The organism is Zemynaea arenosa, assembly GCF_004614185.1.
In the GTDB taxonomy this organism is placed as follows: domain Bacteria; phylum Pseudomonadota; class Gammaproteobacteria; order Burkholderiales; family Burkholderiaceae_D; genus Telluria; species Telluria arenosa.
The window spans coordinates 1-16862 of sequence record NZ_SPVF01000218.1; the positions used below are offsets into that span (position 1 = coordinate 1).

Below are 16862 nucleotides of genomic sequence, written 5' to 3' on the forward strand. Positions count from 1 at the left end.
GGCAGCATCCGGCGCGGCTGGCTGCGGGCGGCAGCGCGACGAATTCAGGTCAGGCATGGTGTGTTCCTCGATATCGTGTCCAGCCGGTGTGCGCATGGGCGCAGCGGGTGAAGCTGGAAAGTCAATCGGCGGTGCTTGGGGCCGAGGAAAGAAGGCGGCCGCAGGGAACAGGGCGGCAGGATGAGCGGCCCGACGTACGAGAGGTCAGGCCACGAAACGCGCAACGGGCGTCAGGAGGAAGTGTACCTGAACGTTGCGCGCAATGTGTTGCTTTATGGATAGAATTTTACAATCGGCCCGATTACTTCGTTGTTTTCAGGCGATTGTTGAAAGCGGAATGCAAGGCGTTGAGGGTCTCTTCCGCCGTCAGCAGCTGCTCCGCCACCTCATTGATCTTGCGGCGCGAAGAGCGGGCGTGGTCGCGCAGGACTTCGAAGGCGGTGTTGCGGTCGGTGTGGAACTTGCTCATCAGGAGGCCGACGGCGAGGCTGGTCTCGCGGCCCGCAGCCAGCGCGGCGTTGAGGTTCATCTCGGTGCGGCGCAGCTGGCGGATCTCGTCCGCGCGCGCCAGGGCCGCTTCAAAGGCCGGCATCAGGCGCTCGGCATCCACCGGCTTGACGATGAAGCCCACGGCACCGTGGGCCGCGGCCTGCTTGCTCGACTCGGCGGTGCCGCTCCCGGACAGGAACATGAAGGGTACGGAAGTCTTGCTGTGCAGGTGGCGCGCCAGCTCCAGGCCGGACATGCCGGGCATGGAAATGTCGAGCAGGGCGATGTCCGGCTCACGCACGGCGACGTGCTCCAGGGCTTCCTCGGCGGATTCGGCCTGGACCGTGTCGTAGCCATGATGACGCAGCACCTCGCCCAGGAAGGCGAGCAGCAGCTCATCGTCATCGACTATCAGGACCTGGCGCTTGGTGGCGGCGGTGGGCTGGTTCATGGCGCCGATTATACGGGGCAGTTGATCGATCGGCTACAGGGCACCGTTGTTGTTCGGCGTAGGTACGGGGAACAGCGCGGCCATCTCCGCGGCGGCCGCGCCGGGGTCGGCGGCGTCGTAGATGGCGGAGATGGCGGCGGCCATGTGGGCGCCTCTCTCTATCAGCGGAGCGGCGCGCTCCCTGGTCATGCCGCCGATGACCACCAGAGGGAGCGGGATGCTGTTTGCCGCTGCGCTGACGATGGCGGGGTCGGTGCGGAAGTCGTAGTGCTTTTTGGTGGACGGATAGAAGCCCCCGAAAGCCAGGTAGCTGGCGCCCTGCGCGTGGGCGTCGCGGGCACGCTGCAGGTCGCCGTAGCTGGACGCGCCGACGATCTTGTGCGGTCCCAGTTGTTGGCGGGCCTCGGCGACGCTGGCATCACGGCCACCGACGTGGACGCCGTCGGCGTCGAGCCGCTGGCAGAGGTCCATGTGGTCGTTGATGATCAAGGGGCACTGGTAGCCGCGGCACAGCGCCAGCAGGGCGGTGGCTTGTGCGAGCCGCAGATCCGCGGAAGCCGTCTTGTTGCGGTACTGGACCAAGGCGGCGCCATTTTGCAACGCGGCTGCGGTGGCGGCGAGCAGGCGGGCGGTGTCGGTCCAATCAGGGGTGACGAGGTAGAGGCCTTGCATGGGATGAGCTTTCATCATGTGTGAAGGGCGCGGCGTGGGATCAGCTGGCCGGCGCCGATGGCGTAGGCCTTGGACAGGGTGCGATGCGTGTAGGTTTGAGCCTGCATGAGAGCGTCCTCCAGCGGCAGTCCGCGCGCGAGGGCGGCGGCGATGCTGGCGGCGAGCGTGCATCCGCTGCCGTGAAAGCTCCCGGGCAGGCGCGGCCAGCTCCAGGTGCGCTTCGGCGCGCCCGGCGACGCAGGCACCGATGCCGGTACGCTGCCCAGCCTTGGCGCAGGCGCCCGCGCGGGCGCGTGGTCGCAGGCGTGCAAACGGGCGTGCCACTGGTTGAGAATTGTGGGGCCGTCGGAGTGGCCGCCGGTGACGAGCAGGTGCGGGACGGCGCTGTAATCGGCGGCCAGCGACTCGGGCTCGTTGGGCGTGGCGATGGTGGCCAGCGGGAGCAGAATATGCAACCATTTGGTTGCATATTCATCCTGCGAGAGTGCGTCGCCGGCGCCGCTGGCCAGCACCGGGTCCAGCACCACCGGCAGCTGCGGGTCGCGCTTGCGCAGGTGGGTGATCACACGCGCGATGGCGTGGGCGTTCGCGGCATTACCGGGAACGCCCAGCTTCACGGCGTGGATCGCAACGCCCCCATCGACCAGCGCGCGCGCCTGCCGTTCGATCAGCGCCGCGTCCACGCACTGCAGCCCGTGGACGCGATTCTGGTCCTGCACCGTCAGCGCCGTCACGATCGGCAGCGCATGCGCACCGTTGGCGGAAATAGCCTCGATATCCGCCGCGATGCCCGCGCCGCCCGACGGATCGAGCCCCGCAAACACCAGCACCGCCGGGCGCGCGTGGTGCGGGAACTGCCGCCCTGTGGGCGCGCCCATCCCGGCATTGTGGCGCGACTCGCCGCCACCCGCCGAGGCGCCGCCGCGCAGTGTCGCGGCACTGCTCACGTGGCGAGGCCCTCCAACGGGGACGAGGGACTGGCGGCGAAGCGGCGCGGCATGCGGCCGGCGAGAAAGGCCTGACGCCCGGCTGCCACGCCCAAGCGCATCGCATGCGCCATCCGCACCGGCTCGCGCGCCGCCGCGATGGCGGTGTTCATCAGTACCCCGTCGCAGCCCAGCTCCATCGCGATCGCCGCATCCGACGTCGTCCCCACACCGGCGTCCACGATCACCGGCACCCTCGCCTGCTCCACGATCAGCCGCAGATTCCACGGATTCAGAATCCCCATGCCGGACCCGATCAGCGACGCCAGCGGCATGATGGCGGCACACCCGATCTGCTCCAGCATGCGCGCCTGGATCGGATCGTCGCTGCAATAGACCATCACGTCGAACCCATCGCGCACCAGCCGCTCGGCCGCGGCCAAGGTCTCCGGCATGTTGGGGAACAGCGTGGTCTCATCCCCCAGCACCTCCAGCTTCACGAGCTTGTGCCCACCCAGCAGCTCGCGCGCCATCTGCAGCGTATAGACCGCGTCGTCCGCGCTGTAGCAGCCCGCCGTATTGGGCAGGATGGTGTAGCGCGATGGCGGCAGCACATCGAGCAGGTTGGGCTGGCCCAGATGCTGCCCCAGGTTCACGCGCCGGATCGCCACCGTGACGATTTGCGCACCAGACGCCTCCACTGCATCGCGCGTCTCGTTGAAGTCCTTGTACTTGCCGGTGCCGACCAGCAGCCGCGAGTCATATGCGCGCCCGGCGATGGTCAATTTGTCGTTCGTGTTATTCATCCTGATTCCCCTCAGCCGCCACCGATGGCGCGGACGATATCGACCCGGTCCCGATGGACCAGCGTATGTGCATGCCACTGCTGGCGCGGGACCACGTTGCGGTTGACCGCCAGCGCGATGCCCTGCTCCGCCAGCCCCAGCTCATGCACCAGTTCTGCCAGCGTCTGTGCGGCGGGCACGCGCCGCGTCTCGCCGTTGATCTCCACGTCGATCATGCGTGCTCCTTCATCATCACCACCGTCTTGGCGGACTCCGATGCCCGCACGTCCTGCGAGATCTTCATCGAACAGAAATGCGGCCCGCACATTGAGCAGAACTGCGCCACCTTGCTGGCCTCCTTCGGCAGGGTCTCGTCGTGATAGGCCCGCGCGCGGACCGGGTCCAGGCCCAGGTTGAACTGGTCCTCCCAGCGGAATTCGAAGCGCGCCTTGGACAGCGCGTTATCGCGGATCTGCGCACCCGGGTGGCCCTTGGCCAGGTCCGCCGCATGCGCCGCGATCTTGTAGGTAATGATGCCTTCCTTGACGTCGTCCTTGTTTGGCAGGCCGAGGTGCTCCTTGGGCGTCACGTAGCACAGCATAGCCGTGCCGTACCAGCCGATCTGCGCGGCGCCGATGCCGGAAGTGATGTGGTCATAGCCGGGCGCGATATCGGTCGTGAGCGGGCCGAGGGTGTAGAACGGCGCCTCGTCGCACTGGTCCAGCTGCAGGTCCATGTTCTCCTTGATGAGCTGCATGGGCACGTGGCCGGGGCCTTCGATCATGGTCTGCACGTCGTGCTTCCACGCGACCTGGGTGAGCTCGCCGAGGGTCTTGAGTTCCGCCAGCTGGGCCTCGTCGTTGGCGTCGTACACGCTGCCGGGACGCAGTCCGTCGCCAAGGCTGAACGACACATCGTAGGCCTTCATGATCGCGCAGATGTCCTCGAAGTGCGTGTAGAGGAAGGACTCGCGGTGATGCGCCAGGCACCACTTGGCCATGATGGAGCCGCCGCGCGAAACGATACCGGTCATGCGCTTGGCCGCCAGCGGCACATGGCGCAGCAGCACGCCCGCGTGGATGGTGAAGTAATCGACGCCCTGCTCCGCCTGTTCGATCAGGGTGTCGCGGTAGATTTCCCAGCTCAGGTCCTCGGCCTTGCCCCCGACTTTTTCCAGCGCCTGGTACAGCGGCACGGTGCCGATGGGGACGGGGCTGTTCCGCACGATCCATTCGCGCGTCTCGTGTATGTGCTTGCCGGTGGAGAGGTCCATCACCGTGTCCGCGCCCCAGCGGATGGCCCAGGTCATCTTTTCCACTTCCTCGCCGATGGACGAGGTCACTGCGGAGTTGCCGATGTTGGCGTTGACCTTGACCAGGAAATTGCGGCCGATGGCCATCGGCTCCACTTCCGGGTGGTTGATGTTGGCGGGGATGATCGCGCGGCCGCGCGCCACTTCGGCGCGCACGAATTCTGGCGTGATCTGCGCCGGCAGCGCGGCGCCGAACGCCTGGCCGCGGTGCTGGCGCAGCAGCAGTTCGCGGCCGCGCGCATCGAGCGAGTCCAGGTAGGCCTCGCGCTGCAGGTTCTCGCGCAGGGCCACGAACTCCATCTCGGGCGTGATGATGCCGCGGCGGGCGTAGTGCATCTGCGTGACGTTGGCACCGGCGCGCGCGCGGCGCGGCTGGCGCGTGAGCTGGAAGCGCAGCTGAGCAAGCGCCGGGTCCTCCAGCCGCGCGCGGCCGAAGGCGGAGGTGGGGCCGTCCAGCAGCTCCGTGTCCCCGCGTTCCGCGATCCATGGCGCGCGCGGTGTGGGCAGGCCGGCGCGGATGTCGATGCGGGCTTCGGGATCGGTGTACGGGCCCGAGGTGTCGTAGACGTAGATGGGCGGATTGGCCCCGCCGCCGAATGCGTCCGGCGTGTCGTGCTGCGCGATGGCGCGCATCGGCACGCGGATATCGGCGCGTGTACCGGGACCGGTGGCGTAGGTCTTGGTGGAGTGCGGGAATGGCGCGACTGCGGCGCTGTCCACCGTGGCGGTGGCGGAATCGAAGGTCATGTGGCTCCTTTGCGTGAGGAGCCAGCAAAGGAGGACGCGAACGAGGCGCGCACGCAGGGCGCGGGCGGCGGTGGTTCACAAGCTTCCCTTCGCTGGCATTATCCAGATCAGGTTCAGAGGGTGTTTCTCACCCGCGCCGCCCATCGCTGAGCATTGCAGGACCCCTAGCTGTGCCGCCTCGCGGCGACGGGCGCATTATACGCAGATTATGAAAAACGCAAAGGCCGGCGGCGCGGCGCGTCGAGATGAGTCAGGCCGCGCCGAGGCGGGACAGGGCGCGGTTGGCTTCGTCGATGCCGGGCCGGATGCCGCGCACTGCGTATAGATCCCGCGCTTCGCGCCAGGTGGCGATGCAGTCGGCGTCGCGGTGCAGAGCACCGTAGGCCAGCGCCAGCGGGCGCAGGGTATTGGCCAGTTCCAGCGGATCGACTGCGTCATCGGCGCGCCGCAGGTGCAGGGCTTCCTCCAGCGGCGCCAGCGCGGCTGCAGCGTCACCAGCGTCGAGCAGCACGTCGCCAAAATGGCGCAGCGTGTGTGCCAGCTGGTCCGCCTCGCCCGCGTGCCGGAGGCACTGCACGGCAGCACCATACAGCACCGCCGCCCGCGCCAAATCGCGCGCGGCGCGAGCGGCCTTGGCCTGCGCAATCAGCATGTCGCATTCGATCATGCGCCCCTCCCTAGCTGCGAGTCGTCCTGTTCGTTCGGCCCTTACTTTGGACCGAAACCGTTGATCTTGCCCTCCGCGTCCAGCCCAAAGTCCCAGGTCACCGCCTTCGACCCGTGCCGCGCGCGGTACTGGCGATGGATGCCACTCTCCTTCGGCTCGTCGATCACGAGCACGAACTCGTCAAAACCCTTGAGCGACCGGAAGAACGGCAGCAGGAAAGTCTTCATCGGCCCCACAAAGTCCTTGCGCCCACCCGCGCTGAAGCGGGACTCGTCCACCTTGCCCGCCAGTGCATCCGCGATCATCGCGCGCAGCTCCGCCGTCACCGCCGGACGCGTATCGGCAATCCCCGTCGGCATGACGATCGGCGGCGGCGGGAAGTACAGCTCGGACACGCCTTGCGCCAGGTACGGATACAGCGACTGCCCGTTGGTCAGCACGATGAAGGTCGCACGCTCCTTCGGAAAATGCAGGATGTCCGAGAGTGCCGGACCGCCCGAATGGCCGACCGTGCGGTGGCCGTTGATTTCGCGGACCGCCCAGCCGGCACCGAAATTGTTGACGCCTCCTTTGCCGAGCGGCTGCTGCCACCACATCGCATCCTTCGACTCCTGCCGCAGGAAGCGTGTGCCGTCCAGCGCCACCGCGACCTTGGCCAGGTCGGCGGCGGAGGTCAGCAGCCCGCCCGCGTCATAGCTCATCGGCCCGAAGAAGAAGCTGAAGTTCACGTGTCGCCCATCGCTCCAGTCGTACACGCTGGCGCGGCGTGGCAGCACGTCCACGCTGCGCCTGTTGGGTTCCCCGGTTGCGTTCTCGAAGGCGGTATCGCGCAGGCCGAGCGGCCCCACCACGTATTTCACTAGCGCCTCGGTGTACGGCATCCCCGCGGCTACTTCGATCACCTTGCTCAACACATTGTAGCCACCGATCCCGTATTCGGACGATTCGCCCGGCGCATGCGTCAACGGCAGCGCCGCCGCCGCGGCCACGTAGTCATCGAGCGTGGCCCCATCCTTGGTCTTGACCTGGTCCGGAATGCCGGACGAATGGTTGGCCAGTTCGCGCACCGTGACCGGCTTCCAGGCCTCCGGCGCGTCCTTGAGATAGAGCGCGATGCTGTCATCCAGCTTGAGCTTTCCCGCCTCGGCCAGCCGCGCCAGCAGCATGCCGGTGAACGGCTTGGTCGACGACGCGAGCTGGAAGCGCGTATCCGGCGTCACCTTCTGCTGCCACTCCAGGTTGGCCAGCCCGTAGGTCTGCAGCTTGACCACTTTCCCGTCCCGGACAATGGCCACCGCCGCTCCGGGAACGTGGTTGAGCGCCATCTGCGCGCGCAGATAGTCGTCCACCTTGTCGGCGTGCGCCGCCGCCGAAGCGGCAGCGGCCACGCAGGCCAGCAGCGTGCGAATCAACCGGTACTTCATGCATATCTCTCCTGGTGAGCCGGCCCCATTGGCAGGCAACGGCCCAAGTTAGCACGGAACCTGCGCGAAAACTTTCGCAAAGTTGTCAGCTCCCCCACCCGTGGGGACAGGCGTGCCGTCATCTATAATGTGCGATTCCGATATCACATACACTTCCCCCCAAGTCCCCGACCATGGAACTAGCCAAGTCTTTCGAGCCCGCCGACATAGAAGCGTTCTGGCGCACCGAGTGGGAAAAGCGCGGTTACTACACCGCCCACATCGACACCAACCGTCCCTCCTTCAGCATCCAGCTGCCGCCGCCGAACGTGACCGGCACCCTGCACATGGGCCACGCGTTCAACCAGACCATCATGGACGGCCTGACGCGCTACTACCGCATGCGCGGCTATAACACCGCCTGGGTGCCGGGCACCGACCACGCGGGCATCGCGACCCAGATCGTGGTCGAGCGCCAGTTGGACGCGCAGAAGATCTCGCGCCATGACCTCGGCCGCGAAGCCTTCGTCGAGAAGGTCTGGGAGTGGAAGGAAAAGTCGGGCAACACCATCACCGGCCAGATGCGCCGCCTTGGCACCTCGCCCGACTGGCAGCGCGAATACTTCACCATGGACGAGCCGCGCTCGAAGACCGTGACCGAAGTCTTCGTGCGCCTGTTCGAACAGGGCCTGATCTACCGCGGCAAGCGCCTGGTCAACTGGGACCCGAAACTGGGCACCGCCGTCTCCGACCTGGAAGTGGTGTCGGAAGAAGAAGACGGCTCGATGTGGTACATCCGCTATCCGCTGGCCGATGGCAGCGGCCACCTGACCGTGGCCACCACCCGCCCGGAAACCCTGCTGGGCGACGTGGCCGTGGCCGTGGACCCGACCGATGAGCGCTACCAGCACCTGGTCGGCAAAATGCTGGTGCTGCCGCTGGTCGGCCGCGAGATCCCCATCATCGCCGATTCCTATGTCGACAAGGCCTTCGGCACCGGCTGCGTGAAGATCACGCCCGCGCACGACTTCAACGACTACCAGGTGGGCCAGCGCCACAACCTGGCGATGCCGTCCATCCTCACGCTGGACGCGAAGATCAGCGACGAGGCGCCGGAAGCCTACCGCGGCATGGACCGTTTCGCGGCCCGCAAGCAGATCGTGGCGGACCTCGACACCGCCGGCCTGCTGCAGGAAGTGAAGCCGCACAAGCTGATGGTCCCGCGCGGCGACCGCACCGGCGTGGTGATCGAGCCGATGCTGACCGACCAGTGGTTCGTGGCCATGTCCAAGCCGGCGCCGGAAGGCACCTATAACCCGGGCAAGTCGATCGCCGACGTGGCGCTGGAAAAAGTGGCCAGCGGCGAGATCAAGTTCGTGCCGGAGAACTGGACCACCACCTACAACCAGTGGCTGAACAACATCCAGGACTGGTGCATCTCGCGCCAGCTGTGGTGGGGCCACCGCATCCCGGCGTGGTACGACGCCGCCGGCAACGTCTATGTCGCGCGCACCGAGGAAGAAGCGCAGGCGCAGGCCGCAGCCAAAGGCCAGGCAGGCCCGCTCACGCGCGACAACGACGTGCTGGACACCTGGTTCTCCTCCGCCCTGGTCCCCTTCTCGACCATGGGCTGGCCGGAGCAGACTCCGGACATGAGCGCCTTCCTGCCTTCGTCCGTGCTGGTGACAGGCTTCGACATCATCTTCTTCTGGGTGGCGCGGATGGTCATGATGACCGCTCACTTCACCGGCAAGATCCCGTTCCACACCGTGTACGTGCACGGGCTGGTGCGCGATGCGAATGGCCAGAAGATGTCCAAGTCCAAGGGCAACACGCTGGACCCGATCGACCTCATTGACGGCATCGCGGTGGAAGACCTGGTGGCCAAGCGCACCACGGGCCTCATGAACCCGCGCGACGCCGAGAAAATTGCCAAGGCCACCCGCAAGGAATTCGCGGCCGGCATTCCGGCCTTCGGCACGGACGCGGTGCGCTTCACGATGGCCAGCCTGGCTTCGCTCGGCCGCAACATCAACTTCGACCTGAATCGCTGCGAAGGCTACCGCAACTTCTGCAACAAGCTGTGGAACGCGACCCGCTTCGTGCTGATGAACACCGAAGGCCACGACTGCACCGCGAGCGAGGCCGACCTGTCGATGGCGGACAAGTGGATCATCTCGCTCCTGCAGCGCACCGAGGCCGCCGTGGCCGAAGGCTTCGAGGAATACCGCTTCGACAATATCGCCAACACGATCTACAAATTCGTGTGGGACGAGTACTGCGACTGGTACCTGGAGCTGGCCAAGGTGCAGATCCAGAATGGCACTCCAGGCCAGCAGAAGGCCACCCGCCACACGCTGCTGCGCGTGCTGGAAGTGGTGCTGCGCCTCGCGCACCCGGTGATCCCGTTCGTGACCGAAGCGCTGTGGCAGGCCGTCGCGCCGCTGGCCGGCAAGACACTCAACGCGGCGGGCGACTCCATCATGACCCAGCCCTACCCGATCGCGAACCTCTCCAAGATCGACGAACAGGCCGAGGGCTGGATGGCGCAGCTCAAGACCTTCATCGACTCCACCCGCAACCTGCGCGGCGAGATGAAACTGGCTCCGTCCCTGCGCGTGCCGCTGCTGATCGAAGCGGCGGGTACGGACAAGACGGCCGCCGGCGAATTCGCCCCGTACATCCAGGCGCTGGCCAAGCTGGCCGAAGTCCAGATCGTGGATGTGCTGCCGGAGTCCCCGGCCGCGGTCTCCGTGGTCGGCACCACGAAGCTGATGCTGAAAGTGGAGATCGACGTGGCTGCGGAGCGCGAGCGCCTGTCCAAGGAGATCGCGCGCCTGGAAGGCGAAGTCGCGAAGGCCAACGGCAAGCTGTCCAGCGAGAGCTTTGTCGCCCGTGCCCCGGCCGCCGTGGTGCAGCAGGAGCGCGAGCGCGTGGCCACCTTCTCCGCCACCCTGGAGAAGATGCGCGAGCAGTTTGCTAAGTTGCCGGTGGCCTGACCTGCGGGGCCGCCGAAATGGCCCCCAGGGACATGTGATTGACCCGTGCGCCCACCCTTTGCGGTGGGCGTTTTGCTACACTCGTCCCACCCAGCCTTAACCACATTCTTACGAACGGAGACACATCATGCGTACCTCGATCCTTGCCGCCTGCGCCGCCGCCGTGCTGGCCCTGCCCTCCGCCTGGGCGCAGGACACCCCGGTCGGCCTGTGGAAGAACATCGACGACCAGACCGGCCAGCCCAAGGCGCTGATCCGCATCAGCGATAACAACGGCGTGCTGGAAGGCCGCATCGAAAAGCTGTTCCGCCCCACGAACGAAGACCAGAACCCCAAGTGCGTGAAGTGCGAGGGCCAGCTCAAGGACCAGCCGATCATCGGCATGACCATCCTGAATAACCTGCGCAAGGACGGCAACGAGTACAACGGCGGCACCATTCTCGACCCGGGCAACGGCAAGACCTACAAGTCCAAGCTCAAGCTGGTCGACGGCGGCAAGAAGCTGGACGTGCGCGGCTACATCGGCATGCCGATGCTGGGCCGGACCCAGACGTGGGTGCGTCAGGAATAAGATTTGTGAAGGAAAACTGAAACAAACGATTGCTTGTTTCGCCAAAAAGCCGCCTGTTCATCAGGCGGTTTTTTTATTGGAAAAAGTGACGTAAAGATGCAACTTTTCCTTCGACTAAACATTTCATTTAGGAAAACGGTCGTTATACTTATTCCATCAGGCGGGTGATTTGACCTCACCCAATACACAGAGGTGCATACTGGATCAAAAGGGGCGCGCACACGTGTACTCACAACATCAGATCGATCCGGTCGTCAGTTTTCGGAACACGCAGGGCGAGGCCGTGCGCGGCACGATCGTCAACCTCCAGCGCACCTCGCTGGTCATGGAAATCTACAACCCCTACTCGATCGTCCAGGTCAGCGAAGTCCTGAACGAGCTGACCGTGCGCATGGGCGCGCGGCCGGCCTACGTCGGCAAGGCGGTCGTGATCAGCATGGTCAATACAGGGCTCACCGCAATCGTCTCGGTGACGCTGATCGACCAGTGGCGCGAGCTGGTCGAACTGCCGCTGGCGCCGGGCTCCGTGGGCAGCGAAGCGCGCACCTTCGTGAGCGGCTGGAGTGAGCGCTTCCGCATCCGCCGCGAATACCAGCTGCTGGTGAACGAGGCGCGCGCCTTCCTGGCCGACGTCTCGCGCTGGGTGGAGCAGGTGGACCTGTCGGACGCGCTGCCCAAAGCGGACGGGCGCCTGCGTTCGGACGTGTTCTACGAACTGGCCACGCCGCTGATGCAGAAGGCGCAGCACTACTTCGGCGCGCTGGAAGGCGAATGCGCGCACGTGGAGGACGAACTCGATTCGGCCCACCGCGCCTTCGCCCAGGCCGCGCTGCACCCGCTGATCATGCGCGCGCCCTTCGTGTTCCGCACCTTCACCAAGCCGCTCGGCTACGCGGGCGACTACCAGATGGTGAACCAGATGATCGACGACCCGCGCCAGGGGCCGACCACCTACTTCCAGATCGTGAATACGGCCTTCCTGCAGGCCGCCGCGGCGCAGGCGCACCGCAACCGCATCGACATCCTGGTCTCCTTCCTGAAGCGCCAGGCGGACCTCGCGCGCCAGCAGGGCCGCCCGTTCCGGGTACTGAACGTGGGCTGCGGGCCGGCGCTCGAGATCCAGCGCTTCATCCGCGACTACCCGGACCCGCAGTTCCTGTCCTTCGAGCTGGTGGACTTTTCGGAAGAGACGCTGGAGTACACCCGCCAGACCCTGACCGGCATCGCCGCCCGCCAGGGCAAGGAAGTGCACCTCAAGTTCACCCACGACTCGGTGCACAACCTGCTCAAGCGCCGCACCGGCACCGAAAGCGGCCCGCGCGACTTCGACGCGGCCTACTGCGCCGGCCTGTTCGACTATTTGAGCGACAAGGTGTGCAGCCGCCTGACCGAGCATTTCGCCAGCCGAACCCGCGCCGGAGGCACGGTGCTGGTCACGAATGTCCATGCGCGCAACCCGGAGCGCCTGTTCGTGATGGGCCACCTACTGGAGTGGTACCTGATCTACCGCGACGAGCAAGGGCTGGAACAGGTGCTGCCCAAGGAGTCCGCGGCCCGCCGCGTCTACGTGGACGACACCGGCGTGAATGTGTTTGCTGAAGCGACGGTGGCAGCATGACCGCGCGCGCGCTGCAGGCAGGCTACGAGGCGGAGATCGCCGAGCATCGCCTGGCCTTCAGCCGCGGCTGCGCCATCACGGCCATCGTCCTGATCCTGGCCGGCTGCCTGCTCGACTATGCACTCTACCCGTCCATGCAAAGCCTGTTCGGCATGGCGCGGCTGTTCTTCTCGGGCCTGATTTTGGCCATCATCCTGGTCATGCGCACGCCCTGGGGCGAGGCGCATGCGCGCGAGCTGACCTTCATCTGGCTGATGCTGCCGCAGGTGATGATCACCTGGATGATCGCGCGCACCGAGGGCGCCTCCTCGCTGTACTACGGCGGCCTGCACCTGGCGATCTTCGCCTCCGGCCTGGCGCTGCCCTTCACGGTGCTCGAGAACGCAGGCTTCGGCATCCTCACCTACACCGCCTACACCATCGCCTGCGTGGCGCATCCGGACGGGGTGCAACTGCGCGGGGCCTTCATGGTCAACTCGCTGTTTCTTCTGATGTCGACCACCATCGCCGCGGTCTGCACCTACTTCAACGAGCGCACCCGCTTCACGACCTTCAGGCTGAAGGAGGAGGTCGCGGCCAGCAACCAACAGCTGGAGCGCACCAACCGCGAACTCACCGAGATCAAGGGCCAGATGCTCCAGCAGGAGAAGATGGCCGCCCTCGGCACCCTGGCGGCGGGCCTGCTGCACGAGGTGAACAACCCGGTCAACTACAGCATGATGGCGATCGACATCGCCTTGGAGGAGCCGGCCGCGCAGGACAACGGCTCGCTGCGCGAATGCTTGCAGGACGCGCGCGGCGGCATGCAGCGCGTGCACCACATCGTCTCCGACCTCAAGACTTTCGCCTACCGCAAGAGCGGCACGGAGCTCACCACTTCGCACTTCCTGTTCGAAACCGCGCTCGATTCGGCGCTGCGGCTGGTGAGCCACGAAACGCGCGGCATGCGCATCAGCCGGGTGCTGCCGGAGGACACTTTGGTGCGGGGCGACGAAGCCGCGATCATCGGAGTCCTGATCAACCTCCTGAGCAATGCGGCCCACGCGGGCCGGGGCAGCGGCAGGACCGACCTGGCGATCGACATCGAAGCGCATTGGGAGCACGAGCGCCTGCGGGTGTCGGTGCGCGACAACGGGCCCGGCATCGCCCGCGAAAACCTGACCCGCGTGTTCGAGCCCTTCTTCACCACCCGCGAGGTGGGCAAGGGGCTCGGCCTGGGCCTGGCCATCAGCTACAGCGTGATCGAACGCCATGGCGGCGTTCTCACCGCCGACAGCGTCCTCGGAGAATGGACGCGCTTCCAGTTCGACCTCCCACGTGGAACTTGAGACGGAAAAACAGGACATGCCATGGTGACTGACAGCGCCCCGCCCACAGTGCTGTATGTGGACGATGAAGAGATGGCCCGCAAATACTTCGCCCGCTCCGCCGGCGAAGCCTTTCACGTGCTCACCGCCGCCAGTGTGGCGGACGCGGCGGAGCTGCTCGCGGACCCCGAGCATGAAATCCGCGTGGTGGTGTGCGACTACCGCATGCCGGGCGCGAATGGCACCGAACTGCTGCGGCGGATCTCGCTGAGCCATCCGCACATCGTGCGCATCGTGCTCACGGCGTATGCGGACAAGGACATGCTGATCGAGGCCGTGAACAGCGGCGAGGTATGGCGCATCCTGGAAAAGCCGCTCGACCAGCCTACCCTGCGCAGGACCCTGCAACTGGCCGCCCAGCGCGCGCGGGCCCGCATGGCACGGCGCGAGAGCTTCATCGCGATCGAGGAGACGCTGGCGTTCCTGGCGCACGAACTCACTACGCCGCTGGCCACCATCTCCAACTTCGCGCGCGGGTTGCGCCGCCGCGCCGACAGTGGCGGCATGCCGCCCGGGGAGCTGGCCAATGTAGCGACGACCATGCACGACAACGCGCGCTACAGCATGGGCGTGCTGTCCAGCTTCGTCGACTCGGTGCGACGCGCCAAGTCGGCGCCGCCGGGGCGCAGTGGCGAGCACACTACCACCGGCGCCAACCTGGTGCATGCGCTGGTCGATGCCTATCCGCTCACCCCAGGCCAGCGAGCCGGGATCTCGGTCGAGGTGCGCGGCGACTTTCCGGTCACCGCCCTGCCCCACTGCGTCAGCCTGGTGCTGTCCTCATTGCTGGGAAACGCCCTGCGTGCGCTGGCCGATCAGCCCAACCCGCAGCTGCGCTTCATCGTCGACGCCCAGCCGGAGCCCTCCATCGTCATCAGCGACAACGGCCCGGGCATCCCGGCCGAGGTCATGGAACGCCTGCTGATCGATCCCGTCAGCGCGCATGCCGATAAAGGCGGCACAGGCTGGGGCATGATCTTCTGTAACCGCGTCATGCAATCGTTCGGGGGCCGCATCTGCGTGCACTCGGAACAGGGCCGATCCACCACGATCGCACTTCACTTTCCCGTACTCGAAAAGGACTAAGCGATGACCGAGGCAACCGTAACCGCTCCCGCGATCCTGTTCGTCGATGACGAAGCGACCGCCATCAAATACTTCGAGCGCGCGATCGGATCGCTGGCGCCCGTCGCCACCGCCGGCTCGGTCGAGGAAGGCAAGCGTGTGCTGGACCGCCACGCGGACAGCCTGCTGGTGCTGGTGTCCGACCAGCGCATGCCGGGCGCCTACGGCAACGAGCTGCTGACCTATGCGCGCGAACGCTATCCGGAGGTGGTGCGCATCCTGACCACCGCCTACTCCGAGCTGGAACACACGGTGGAAGCGGTGAACCAGGGGCAGATCCACCGCTACATCCAGAAGCCGTGGGAGATCAGCTCGCTGCGCATGGAGCTCAAGCAGGCGCTGGACCTGGCGCGCCTGCGGCAGGAGCACGCGGCCCTCATGCGCGACAAGCTCACCGTGCGCCAGCGGCAGACGGCGGGCCAGCGCATCGCGGCCTGGTACGCCCTGTGCGCGGGGCTGCTGGAGGACGAGCAGCCGGTCCCGGTCGAAGCCTACCTGCGCGGGGCCGAACTGGCGGGCGTGCAGGTGCATGAGGAATCCTGGCTGCTGCTGGACTTTGCGGACCTGGAGGCGGCGGAGGCGGACCGCAACGCGGGCCTGGTACGGTCCGTGCGCGAGCAGCTGGCGGCGCTGGAGCAGCGCGCGCCGGGTGCCGCGCCCACCGCGATCGGCGAGCTGCTGGCGCAAGGGCCGTGCAGTGCGGCGCTGCAGCCGACGGCCGATGGCTGCGTGATCGTGGACCCGCGCCTGCTGGCCGAGCACCTGGAAGGATCGACGGGACGGCCGGCGTCCGCAGCGCACGCGGGGTGGATCGCGGGCCTGCTGTGGCTCACGCGGCGCGGGGCCACGCTGGAGATGTACAACCGGGAGAATGTGATCGGCGGGCGCCTGGTACAGGCCCCCGCCGCGACGGATGCGGCGCAGCTGGCCGCGTGGATCGAGAAGTTCTGAGCGGGACCGGGGTCAGATGACCTCGTGCCAGCCCGCGCTGGCCGAGTATTCGCCCTTGTACTCGCAGTACATCCCTTCGCGCTCGGCGGCCACGGCGCCGCTCTTGTTGTCCTTCAGCGTCCAGTGGAACTGCTTGCACGGGAAGCCGCCGACCGGGGCGCTGCCCGTCAGGACGATGTCGCCGCTGAACTTCTTGCCCTTCCAGGTCACGTGCTCGCCGGTCTTCAGCGCCAGCAGCTTCTCTTCGAATTTCTTGGAGTCGCCCGAGGTCACGTAGTGGTTGGCCCAGGCCTCGTAGTCCTTGCCGCCTTCGCAGTCGCTGCATGACACGGCGCTGGCGTCGACGAATTTCTGGCGCTGTTCTTTCGCCGCGTCGAACTTGAAATCGGAGAAGGCATAGGCCGGGCAGCTGCTTTCAGCGGGCCACAGGATCTCCGGCTTGAAATCGGCCGGGCGGGTGCCGACGGACGGCAGCGCAGTGGCGCGGCTCTTCGGGCAGCCCGGGGCGGCTTTTGCCACCGGGGCCGGGGCGGCGGCCAGCGGTGCGGCAGGGTCAGCGCCGGCCGGGGCTTCGTTGGAGCCACCCACCTTGCTGGTCACGGAACCGGGGTTGCGGATGATGTCACCCACCTTGTCGGCGGCGGCATTCACGGCGGCGTTGCTCATCGCCTGCTTGAACATGTCCATGAACTGCGCGTGCGCGGCAACCGGGGCGAGCGCGCCGGCGGCCAGGGCGGCGATCAGGGCGCGATGGATCGGCTTCATAACACTCTCCTCTG

15 protein-coding genes and 1 riboswitch are annotated in these 16862 nt (G+C 66.5%); of the genes, 6 read left to right on the forward strand and 9 right to left on the reverse strand.

Features of this window, described 5'->3' with window-relative positions; all coding sequences use genetic code 11:
• Nucleotides 1-301: 301 nt before the first annotated feature.
• The 8 genes from E4L96_RS16670 to E4L96_RS16705 all read right to left on the reverse strand — a co-directional run bounded on the left by E4L96_RS16670 (nt 302) and on the right by E4L96_RS16705 (nt 7473).
• Entirely contained in the window at nt 302-940 is a 639-nt protein-coding gene (locus E4L96_RS16670) for an ANTAR domain-containing response regulator (RefSeq protein ID WP_135208339.1), read from the reverse strand.
• A gap of 33 nt (nt 941-973) precedes the next feature.
• Nucleotides 974-1612, reverse strand: coding sequence for a thiamine phosphate synthase (gene thiE / locus E4L96_RS16675; protein WP_229414574.1), 639 nt, complete (start codon nt 1610-1612; stop codon nt 974-976).
• A 14-nt stretch (nt 1613-1626) separates the two neighbouring features.
• Nucleotides 1627-2559: a bifunctional hydroxymethylpyrimidine kinase/phosphomethylpyrimidine kinase gene (gene thiD, locus E4L96_RS16680; protein WP_307721651.1), complete on the reverse strand. Its 933-nt coding sequence runs from the start codon at nt 2557-2559 to the stop codon at nt 1627-1629.
• Nucleotides 2556-3344 (reverse strand): thiazole synthase, encoded by a 789-nt coding sequence (locus E4L96_RS16685; RefSeq protein ID WP_135208341.1) that lies wholly within the window; start codon nt 3342-3344, stop codon nt 2556-2558. Before E4L96_RS16685 ends, thiD begins: the two co-directional genes overlap by 4 nt.
• An 11-nt stretch (nt 3345-3355) precedes the next feature.
• Nucleotides 3356-3559, reverse strand: a complete 204-nt coding sequence (gene thiS / locus E4L96_RS16690) for a sulfur carrier protein ThiS (RefSeq protein ID WP_135208342.1) — start codon at nt 3557-3559, stop codon at nt 3356-3358.
• The gene (gene thiC / locus E4L96_RS16695; RefSeq protein WP_135208343.1) at nt 3556-5382 is read right to left on the reverse strand and encodes a phosphomethylpyrimidine synthase ThiC; all 1827 of its coding nucleotides are present in this window, start codon (nt 5380-5382) and stop codon (nt 3556-3558) included. Before thiC ends, thiS begins: the two co-directional genes overlap by 4 nt.
• 67 nt (nt 5383-5449) lie before the next feature.
• A riboswitch (TPP riboswitch) is annotated at nt 5450-5558 on the reverse strand.
• A gap of 74 nt (nt 5559-5632) precedes the next feature.
• On the reverse strand, nt 5633-6049 hold the full coding sequence (locus E4L96_RS16700) for a hypothetical protein (protein WP_135208344.1): 417 nt from the start codon (nt 6047-6049) through the stop codon (nt 5633-5635).
• A gap of 41 nt (nt 6050-6090) precedes the next feature.
• Nucleotides 6091-7473 (reverse strand): serine hydrolase domain-containing protein, encoded by a 1383-nt coding sequence (locus tag E4L96_RS16705; protein ID WP_135208345.1) that lies wholly within the window; start codon nt 7471-7473, stop codon nt 6091-6093.
• Between the two features lie 173 nt (nt 7474-7646).
• Here E4L96_RS16705 and E4L96_RS16710 point away from each other — a divergent pair, with 173 nt between their 5' ends.
• The 6 genes from E4L96_RS16710 to E4L96_RS16735 all read left to right on the forward strand — a co-directional run bounded on the left by E4L96_RS16710 (nt 7647) and on the right by E4L96_RS16735 (nt 16083).
• Nucleotides 7647-10451: a valine--tRNA ligase gene (locus tag E4L96_RS16710; protein WP_135208346.1), complete on the forward strand. Its 2805-nt coding sequence runs from the start codon at nt 7647-7649 to the stop codon at nt 10449-10451.
• Between the two features lie 127 nt (nt 10452-10578).
• Nucleotides 10579-11022 (forward strand): DUF2147 domain-containing protein, encoded by a 444-nt coding sequence (locus E4L96_RS16715; protein WP_135208347.1) that lies wholly within the window; start codon nt 10579-10581, stop codon nt 11020-11022.
• Nucleotides 11023-11245: 223 nt separating this feature from the next.
• Complete coding sequence (locus E4L96_RS16720) at nt 11246-12640, forward strand: class I SAM-dependent methyltransferase (RefSeq protein ID WP_135208348.1); 1395 nt, start codon at nt 11246-11248, stop codon at nt 12638-12640.
• Nucleotides 12637-13968 carry a sensor histidine kinase gene (locus E4L96_RS16725; protein ID WP_135208349.1) on the forward strand — a complete coding sequence of 444 codons (1332 nt, stop codon included), beginning with the start codon at nt 12637-12639 and terminating at the stop codon, nt 13966-13968. The genes E4L96_RS16720 and E4L96_RS16725 overlap by 4 nt, the downstream gene beginning before the upstream one ends.
• Nucleotides 13969-13989: 21 nt before the next feature.
• A complete protein-coding gene (locus E4L96_RS16730) occupies nt 13990-15093 on the forward strand; it encodes a hybrid sensor histidine kinase/response regulator (protein ID WP_135208350.1) in 1104 nt (367 codons plus the stop codon).
• A 3-nt stretch (nt 15094-15096) separates the two neighbouring features.
• Entirely contained in the window at nt 15097-16083 is a 987-nt protein-coding gene (locus tag E4L96_RS16735) for a response regulator (protein WP_135208351.1), read from the forward strand.
• Between the two features lie 12 nt (nt 16084-16095).
• Here E4L96_RS16735 and E4L96_RS16740 read toward each other — a convergent pair whose 3' ends face one another.
• Nucleotides 16096-16848, reverse strand: coding sequence for a hypothetical protein (locus tag E4L96_RS16740; protein ID WP_135208352.1), 753 nt, complete (start codon nt 16846-16848; stop codon nt 16096-16098).
• Nucleotides 16849-16862: the final 14 nt, after the last annotated feature.

What these genes read in the sequence shown, in the direction of transcription:
- E4L96_RS16685 (WP_135208341.1), bottom strand. Translation starts at nt 3,344, where the DNA reads ATGAATAACACGAACGACAAATTGACCATCGCCGGGCGCGCATATGAC.
- E4L96_RS16670 (WP_135208339.1), bottom strand. Translation starts at nt 940, where the DNA reads ATGAACCAGCCCACCGCCGCCACCAAGCGCCAGGTCCTGATAGTCGAT.
- E4L96_RS16730 (WP_135208350.1), top strand. Translation starts at nt 13,990, where the DNA reads ATGGTGACTGACAGCGCCCCGCCCACAGTGCTGTATGTGGACGATGAA.
- E4L96_RS16705 (WP_135208345.1), bottom strand. Translation starts at nt 7,473, where the DNA reads ATGAAGTACCGGTTGATTCGCACGCTGCTGGCCTGCGTGGCCGCTGCC.
- thiE (WP_229414574.1), bottom strand. Translation starts at nt 1,612, where the DNA reads ATGCAAGGCCTCTACCTCGTCACCCCTGATTGGACCGACACCGCCCGC.
- E4L96_RS16710 (WP_135208346.1), top strand. Translation starts at nt 7,647, where the DNA reads ATGGAACTAGCCAAGTCTTTCGAGCCCGCCGACATAGAAGCGTTCTGG.
- thiC (WP_135208343.1), bottom strand. Translation starts at nt 5,382, where the DNA reads ATGACCTTCGATTCCGCCACCGCCACGGTGGACAGCGCCGCAGTCGCG.
- E4L96_RS16700 (WP_135208344.1), bottom strand. Translation starts at nt 6,049, where the DNA reads ATGATCGAATGCGACATGCTGATTGCGCAGGCCAAGGCCGCTCGCGCC.
- E4L96_RS16740 (WP_135208352.1), bottom strand. Translation starts at nt 16,848, where the DNA reads ATGAAGCCGATCCATCGCGCCCTGATCGCCGCCCTGGCCGCCGGCGCG.
- E4L96_RS16725 (WP_135208349.1), top strand. Translation starts at nt 12,637, where the DNA reads ATGACCGCGCGCGCGCTGCAGGCAGGCTACGAGGCGGAGATCGCCGAG.
- thiS (WP_135208342.1), bottom strand. Translation starts at nt 3,559, where the DNA reads ATGATCGACGTGGAGATCAACGGCGAGACGCGGCGCGTGCCCGCCGCA.
- E4L96_RS16715 (WP_135208347.1), top strand. Translation starts at nt 10,579, where the DNA reads ATGCGTACCTCGATCCTTGCCGCCTGCGCCGCCGCCGTGCTGGCCCTG.
- E4L96_RS16735 (WP_135208351.1), top strand. Translation starts at nt 15,097, where the DNA reads ATGACCGAGGCAACCGTAACCGCTCCCGCGATCCTGTTCGTCGATGAC.